Raw genomic sequence first — 6,551 nt, 5'->3', positions numbered from 1 at the left:
CGCGGCGTCGCACGACTCAAGTCCTGGCGCATCTTCCGCAGATCCCGATGCAGCCCCAACCGCATGACGTCAGTCGCGAAGGCCATCCTCACCCTAAAGCGCCACCGCTGAAGAAGCTCAGTGCGGATTGCCATGTGGTTGTTCCTGCTTTCTTTCTTTTGTGTCGTCTCAACGTGTCCTGCGGATGGCGTCCGTGGCCGCCTTGGCGATGGCGGCGGGAGCGCTGGAGGGCCGGGGGAGGTGCAGCAGAGTGGTCCCCGGCAAGTGGCGGGACTCCGCGGTGAGGGTGAGCTGGAGTACGGCGCAGCCGGCGGTCGTGAGCCGCTGGACGTGGGTGACGGCCGCAGCGGTTTCGTCGGCGGTGTAGACGGCGTCGGTGACGATCACGAGGAGGCGGCCGGTGCCGGCGCGGCTGAGTTCGAGGCCGTGGTCGAGTGCGTCGACGGCGGCGGAGAGGTTGTGGGCGCCGCCGTTGGCCTTGAACAGGGTCACGCGCTCTGGTGCTCGGTGGGTGGGTCGGGTGAGTGCGGTGAGGTGCCTGTCGTAGGCGATGGTGGCGGTGCGGGAGTCGGGGTCGGTCAGGGCTGCTGCGCGGGCCACGATCCAGGCAGCGGACGCGACGGGCTTGCAGGCGGCACTCATGGAGCCGGAGACGTCGACGGCGATCCCCACACGCAGCGGCGGGGTAGGGGAGTTCCGCCGGCGGACGCGGGTGAACGGTTCCGCGGTGGGGACCGACCCGGCCGCGCGCTGGGCGTCGCGGGCGAGGGCACGGCCCATGTTGAGGCGGCCGGGCGGGGTGGGGCTGGTGGTCCGCTCCGCGGTCCGCTCGCGGTAGGCGGCGGCACGCAGGGCGCGGCTCAGGCGGGCGGCGGCGCTCTGCTCGGCGGCGGTGGGCCTGCGGGTGCCGGTGACCGGGTTGCTGGAGGGCGCCGATGTGCCGTCGGGATTGACGGTGGCCCTGCGGGGGTTGAAGACGCTCTTGGCGGAGGCGGCGGCTCTGCGTCGCTGGTCGGCCCGCTGGGCGCGGTCCTGAGCCTGCGCCTTGGACTTCTCGGCCACGGCGTTGATCGCTTCGTCCTGTGCCGCGAGATCGGCGGCGTCGGTAGCAGCCGTGCTGTCCATGACCACCACCACGGCGCCGGACAGCAGGTCGACGAGGTTCTCCGGTACGGGCAGGGCGGGGGCTGCGGCGTCCAGAGCGTCGCACCAGTTCTGAGCGTGCGTGAGCATGCTCGTGGCGTCGTGGTCGGCGCACTGGTGGGCTGATGTCCAGATGTTGGTGAGGGTGGCCAGCAGGTCTGCGCCCAGCACCTTTTCGCACAGATCGGCGACGGCGTGGGTCTCGCCAGCGTCCAGGATGCCGGCGTCTCGGCGGCCAAGGATCAGGGCCGCCACGCCGGCGGCGTGCTCGATGCCCTGGAGGGTGGGGTGGTCGATGTCGGGCATGACCAAGGTGCGGGCACTGGTGCGCAGGTACGTACGGTCCGTGGGCCGCGTGATCAGGTGCGCGCCCTCGACGCGGCTCTCCTCCAGCAGGAGTGCGGCCTCGACGACCCGGGGGTCCGCTCCGGCAGGCGGTGTCCAGACGGAGTGGGCCGCGTGCGCGGCCTCGTGGACGAACACTCCCCAGGCGGCCGGGTACCGCTCCTCGTCTCCCACGATCCGCGGATGGATCTCGTGGGGCTGGAGCGGGGCGAACAGGCCGGCGTCGAACTCGACCTCGCCCAGCGTGGGGAAGTAGGCGGCCGGAGCGCCGCTGCGCGTGCCCGGACGGCAGGTGACGAGGAGGTCCTGGCGGCCCGAGAGGGCGACCAGCCGGTCGCCGAGTTCGGCTCCCACCCGCCGCCAGGCGGCCGGGGAAGACCGGGGCTGCGCGGGCGGGGCACCGTCGTCGTCCCAGCGCGCGAGGTCGGCATCATCGTCCCGCGTATTGGCGGGAGATTGGACGTGGTGGTGGGCGCTCATCGCGAGCGGCCCTGGTGTGCGGAGACGGTGCTGCCCGGGGGCCGCCGGGCAGCTGAGGCGGGGAGCTGCTTGCCGAGGGTGAGGGGCGCGATCTTCGGGACGCCGACGGTCTTGATGATGGCGTCGGCGACGGCGTCGCGGTCCTCGGCAGGGGCGATGCCGACGAGGTTCGCGAGCGCGGCCTTGGTGCCGAGGACGGCCTCGGTCCGCTGGTAGCTCAGCAGTTCTCGGAGCTGGGGGGCCCAGCCCAGCTCGCCGAGTTCGACTTGGTGGGCGAGGTGCCGGGCGACTCGGACGACCCGGGCGTCGATCTTCAGCGCCGTGGCGAGGTCGTAGTCGGTGCCGATCTGGATCTGCACGCTGAACCGGGACGACAGTGCCTCCGTCAGCACGGCTCCGTGGACGCCGGGATTGTGCCCCGCGATCACGTAAAAGCCCTTCTCGGCCTTGATCGTTTCGCCCTTGTGCGCTTTGACCTGGATCTGTCGGCGTCCGTCCATCGCGGGATATAGCGCCGCCAGGACCATCGGTGAGATTAGGGTTGCGTCGTCGATCAGCAGGGCGCGGCCCTCGGTCATCGCGGTGACCAGCGGCCCGTACTGGAAGACGAAGCCTCCGCTGTCGGCCTGCGTGTACTCGCCGATCAAGTCGCCGACCGTGGTGTCGCCGTCCCCGGCGACGGTGAGCAGGTCGGGGATCGCCGCCTCGACCAGACTCGTCTTACCGGTGCCCGGAGGGCCGTAGAGCAGCACCGGCACGTCGGCATCCCTCAAGCGGTTCAGCGCTTCGACGTCGGGCAGATCGGCCAGCTCCCGGGGGTGGTAGAGCTGGCCCCCCGCACGGCGGATCGGTCCGGTCCGCCTGGGCGCGGCTGCCGCGGGAGTGGTTGTGCGGGTCGTGGCCGCCTGGGCGCGGGGGGCGTGGGTGCCCGGTGGGCTGATCACAGCTGCCCTCGCGGCTGCGACGGTCTTCGCGTTCGCGCGGAACGACGGTTGGCCGGTCCCACCTTGGTCGGCCTCGCCGCGTCGCACCAAGGTCAAGACCGCGTTGCGGACGGCGCCGTGGGAATGGCCCAGCTGCCTGGCCATCTCCCCGATGGTGAGCGTGGCCGTCGGCTGGTGGGCGAGCAGTCGGGCGACTTTGGCCCGCAGTTCGCCGCCCTTGGTGCGCGCTGGACTACCGGGCGTTGCGGGTGTGGTCAAAAGCGAGGCCCCTTTAACAGGTATGGGTGCGGGTGGAGTTGGCGATGCGCTGGAGGGGTCGGCAGCTCTCGGAGCGGATTACGGACTGTGCCGACAGCGGCGACCGGCCAACCGAGGCGTACCGTCGGTGCTCACCGGCCGGCCGAGGGATCGGTCCAGGTGCACGGGATGCCCGGCGACGAGCAGCTCGCTGGCTGTTGAGCGTGCGTTCCTTCGGTGGGCCGGCAGGTGCAGTCTGGCGTCTCCTCGAAGCCGTCCTGGAGCAGGATCCGCCGGGCGGCCCCGTTGTAGCCGGTGGTGGTGATCTCGCCGGTGATGCTGTGCCGGATCGTCCTGAACGGCTCTGCTGCTTCGGTCAAGGCAGACTCCTATCGGGTGGTGGCAAGGTGTTGGGTGAGGTTGAGGTGGGCCCGGATGCGTTCGTGATCAGTGCGTCTTGTGGCGGCCTCGGGGCGGGCGGCGGTGACGGCCGCGCTGCGGGTGTCCGGTCGGGCTCAGACGCTGGCGCGCGGCGAGAAGGACGGCGAGGGCGAACGCTGCGCCGGCTGCGGGGAGCGCCGCGCTGGCGAGCGGCTGCTCGCCGAGACGTCCGGCGAGGGCGGTACCGGCGGCCTGTCCGGCGCCGATCGAGAGGATCAGCCACGCGTACGCCTCGGTGGTGCGGCCCTTGGGGGCGAGGGCGTCGGTGGTGACGTAGGCGCACGCGACCACGATGGTCAGGCACGCGCCGGGAACGGCGACCGCGGCGGTAGCCGCGTACGGGGCCGGGAGAGCGAGAAGCGGGAGCCACCCGCCCAGGAACGCGGCGGTGGAGACGATCAGCCGTCTGGTGGCGGTGCCGGACCAGGTGCGGCGTCCATAGATCAGGCCGCCAGCGAGGCTGCCCGCGGAGAACGCGGCGGGGATGATGCCCGCGAGCATGTCCTGCTCGTAGTGCTCGGCCATGGAGACCGACCACACGTTCATCGCGCCGATCGCGACGCCGATACCGGTGAGCGAGACGAGCAGCAGCGTCATGGCGGGGGTGGCCAGCCGCCGTACCGGGGCGGCGTCCTGGTCCTCGAACCCGTCGGGGCGCCAGCGCCGTGACGGCGGGGACAGGGCGACCGTGGCGGTGCCGACCAGGCCGAGGGCCGCGGTGACGGCGAGGGCGACGGCGGGGTTGTACGCGGAGGCGAGCGCGGCGACGAGCAGGGGGCCGACGATGTACAGCAGGCCCTGCGTGCCGGTGTCGAGCGAGAGTGCGGCGTGCCGCAGCCGGGGGTCGGGCAGCACGCTCGGCCACAGCGCCCGGAGCCCGGCCTCCAGCGGCGGCGCGGCCAGTCCGCCGCCGATGACGAGGGCCGCGGCCATGCCGGAGCCGCCGTACGCCCCGACCAGTGGCAGGGCCACCAGGAGGGTGGAGTTGAGCAGGGCGGCCGGCAGGTGGACCGCGCTCTGGCCGTGGCGGTCCATGAGGCGCCCTTTGACCGGCTGGGCGAGCGCGGAGGCCAACCCGTACAGGGCGCTGAGCAGTCCGCCGACGGCGATGTTGCTGCCGCTCGCGGTGGCCCACAGGAGGATGGCGACGGGGGCCATGCCGTTGGGGAGCCGGCCGGTGAGGGTGCCGCCGAGGAGGCGGGCGACGTACGGGCTGCCCAGCACCGCGCCGTACGTGATGCGCGGTGCCGGGGCCGGGGGTGCGGTCAGGGACAACGGGTTCTTTCTCGGTGCTCAGCGGAGGCGGGCGGGCCTACCGGCGAGGGGCGGCGGCACAGGGGGTGAGGTGTCCACCGCAGGTCGGGCGCGTGCGCGCAGGACGGGGGTCCGGTGCGGGGGCAGGACAGCGACGGTCGCACCGAGGTCCTCGGCCGCTTCTTGGACCTCGTGGGCGAGGAACTCGATCTGGCGCCCCAGCGCGGAGAGCCGGGCGGCGATCTGCTGCCCTTGGACGGTTTCCAGGGCGCTGGCGAACTGGCCGCTCGTCTCCACGAGTTCCTGCAGCCGGACCATGGGACCGGCGGCGTAACCGCCTTGGACGGCGCCGAGGAGGGCGTTCGAAGCGTCACCGGCAGTGCGGCCCTCGACGACATCGCGGATGAGATCCTGCAGGGACATCTCCGGTGCGGGGACCGGTCGGTTGTGCCGGGAGAGGTTCCTGCGCAGTACGCCGGGTGGGACGGGAGAGGGAAGGTCCTTCCCCGCCTCGTACTCGTGCTCGTAGTGCCCGATCACCTGCCATCCAGGCGCCCCCGGGTCGCCGCGCAGCGCGACGACTATGGACTCGTCGTCTTCGACCAGGTAGGCGAGGGTGATCGGCTGCCCGTCGGCTGCATACCACGACTCGGTCAGCTCCAGCTCACCGCGCCGCTGCGCCGCCACGGCCATCTCGGTCCACATCTGCCGTTCCTCGTCGGTCAGCGGACTCCTCTGGTGCTGACCGCCGTCACGCTGATCGGCGAGGTTGCTCGCGATATAGCCGTGATCCGCCCAGACGGTGAGGTGAGGCCACAGCGCCGCGTGCTGAGCGCGCTCGTCGTCGGAGCCGGGGCCTATGGGCCGTTCGAGGATCCGGTGGATCTCGGCGGTGGAGGCGTGCAGGCCGTCCAGGACGGCCTGCCACCCCGCCAGATGCTGAGCCGGTGGCAGTTCGTCGAGCACGAGGTGGGCGACGTCGAGGAGAGCCTCGGCGTGCGGGGCGAGGTGAGTGCGGTACGCCTCCACCGCGGCCTTGTCGCGGTGAGCCCGTGCGGCTTCGGCGGCACCTGGGTGGACGGTACGGCCGTGGCGATCACGCGTCCGGTCGAGCGCGGCGTCGGTATCGCAGCCGATCACCGACATGCGGAGCGTGAAGTTACCGGCTCCGTTGGAAAGTTCGGCGGCGCTTGGCTGGCGGCTTCCGGGGGTGGGACTGCTGGTCGGTGTCATCGAGACCGCCCGCCGCCCGTTGCCGTCAGATGCACGGTCGGCGCGTAGCCGGGCTTCGGCGGTACAGGCCGGGCGGCCGGAGCGGAGGTCGTAGGTGGAGTGGCGCGACGCTGAGTCGTTGCGCCGGCAGCGGCCTGGGCGAGGCGGCTGCGGCGCTCAGTGAGCCCGTTCGGCCGGATTGGGCGAGCCGGGCCGACGGAGAGCGCCGGATCGAGACGGATGTCGGCCTGCACGGTGTACCCAAGGCTGCGAAGGTCGTGCACAGCCTGGCGGGCCCGGCGGACTCCGTCGCGCTCGGGCTCGCTGAGCCGGAACAGGGCTGGTTCACCGGGGATGGGCTCGAACTGCTCACGCTCCAGGTACCAGTGGGCGAGGCGCGCGGGCATCGGGGAAGTGAAGGAGGCGACGAGACCGTGTTCGTCGTGGTCGCCGAAGGTGAAGTGGGGGCCGGGCTGCAAGAGGGCGGAATTCTCC

Annotated in this window: 6 protein-coding genes and 1 pseudogene; 1 reads left to right on the top strand and 6 read right to left on the bottom strand. The window is 72.1% G+C overall.

Translation table 11 applies throughout. From position 1 onward, the window contains the following. Nucleotides 1-111, top strand: a pseudogene (locus ACIQAK_RS27740) (IS5/IS1182 family transposase); the annotation flags it as partial. A gap of 57 nt (nt 112-168) precedes the next feature. On the opposite strand, the gene ACIQAK_RS27735 reads toward ACIQAK_RS27740, so the two are convergent. From ACIQAK_RS27735 to ACIQAK_RS27710, 6 genes are all read right to left on the bottom strand, one after another. Continuing rightward, entirely contained in the window at nt 169-1,968 is a 1,800-nt protein-coding gene (locus tag ACIQAK_RS27735; protein ID WP_366392400.1) for a hypothetical protein, read from the bottom strand. After that, nucleotides 1,965-3,170 carry an AAA family ATPase gene (locus tag ACIQAK_RS27730; protein ID WP_366392401.1) on the bottom strand — a complete coding sequence of 402 codons (1,206 nt, stop codon included), beginning with the start codon at nt 3,168-3,170 and terminating at the stop codon, nt 1,965-1,967. Before ACIQAK_RS27730 ends, ACIQAK_RS27735 begins: the two co-directional genes overlap by 4 nt. A 131-nt stretch (nt 3,171-3,301) precedes the next feature. After that, complete coding sequence (locus tag ACIQAK_RS27725; RefSeq protein ID WP_358890118.1) at nt 3,302-3,529, bottom strand: hypothetical protein; 228 nt, start codon at nt 3,527-3,529, stop codon at nt 3,302-3,304. Between the two features lie 67 nt (nt 3,530-3,596). Then, complete coding sequence (locus tag ACIQAK_RS27720; RefSeq protein WP_366392402.1) at nt 3,597-4,865, bottom strand: MFS transporter; 1,269 nt, start codon at nt 4,863-4,865, stop codon at nt 3,597-3,599. A gap of 18 nt (nt 4,866-4,883) precedes the next feature. After that, nucleotides 4,884-6,077 (bottom strand): hypothetical protein, encoded by a 1,194-nt coding sequence (locus ACIQAK_RS27715; protein ID WP_366392403.1) that lies wholly within the window; start codon nt 6,075-6,077, stop codon nt 4,884-4,886. After that, on the bottom strand, nt 6,074-6,535 hold the full coding sequence (locus ACIQAK_RS27710) for a hypothetical protein (RefSeq protein ID WP_366392404.1): 462 nt from the start codon (nt 6,533-6,535) through the stop codon (nt 6,074-6,076). Before ACIQAK_RS27710 ends, ACIQAK_RS27715 begins: the two co-directional genes overlap by 4 nt. Between the last annotated feature and the right edge of the window lie 16 nt (nt 6,536-6,551).

The sequence above is a fragment of the Streptomyces sp. NPDC088706 genome (genome assembly GCF_044752765.1).
In the GTDB taxonomy this organism is placed as follows: Bacteria; Actinomycetota; Actinomycetes; order Streptomycetales; family Streptomycetaceae; genus Streptomyces.
Note: the sequence above shows the minus strand (reverse complement) of the source record. Positions and strands in the feature narration are given on the sequence as shown.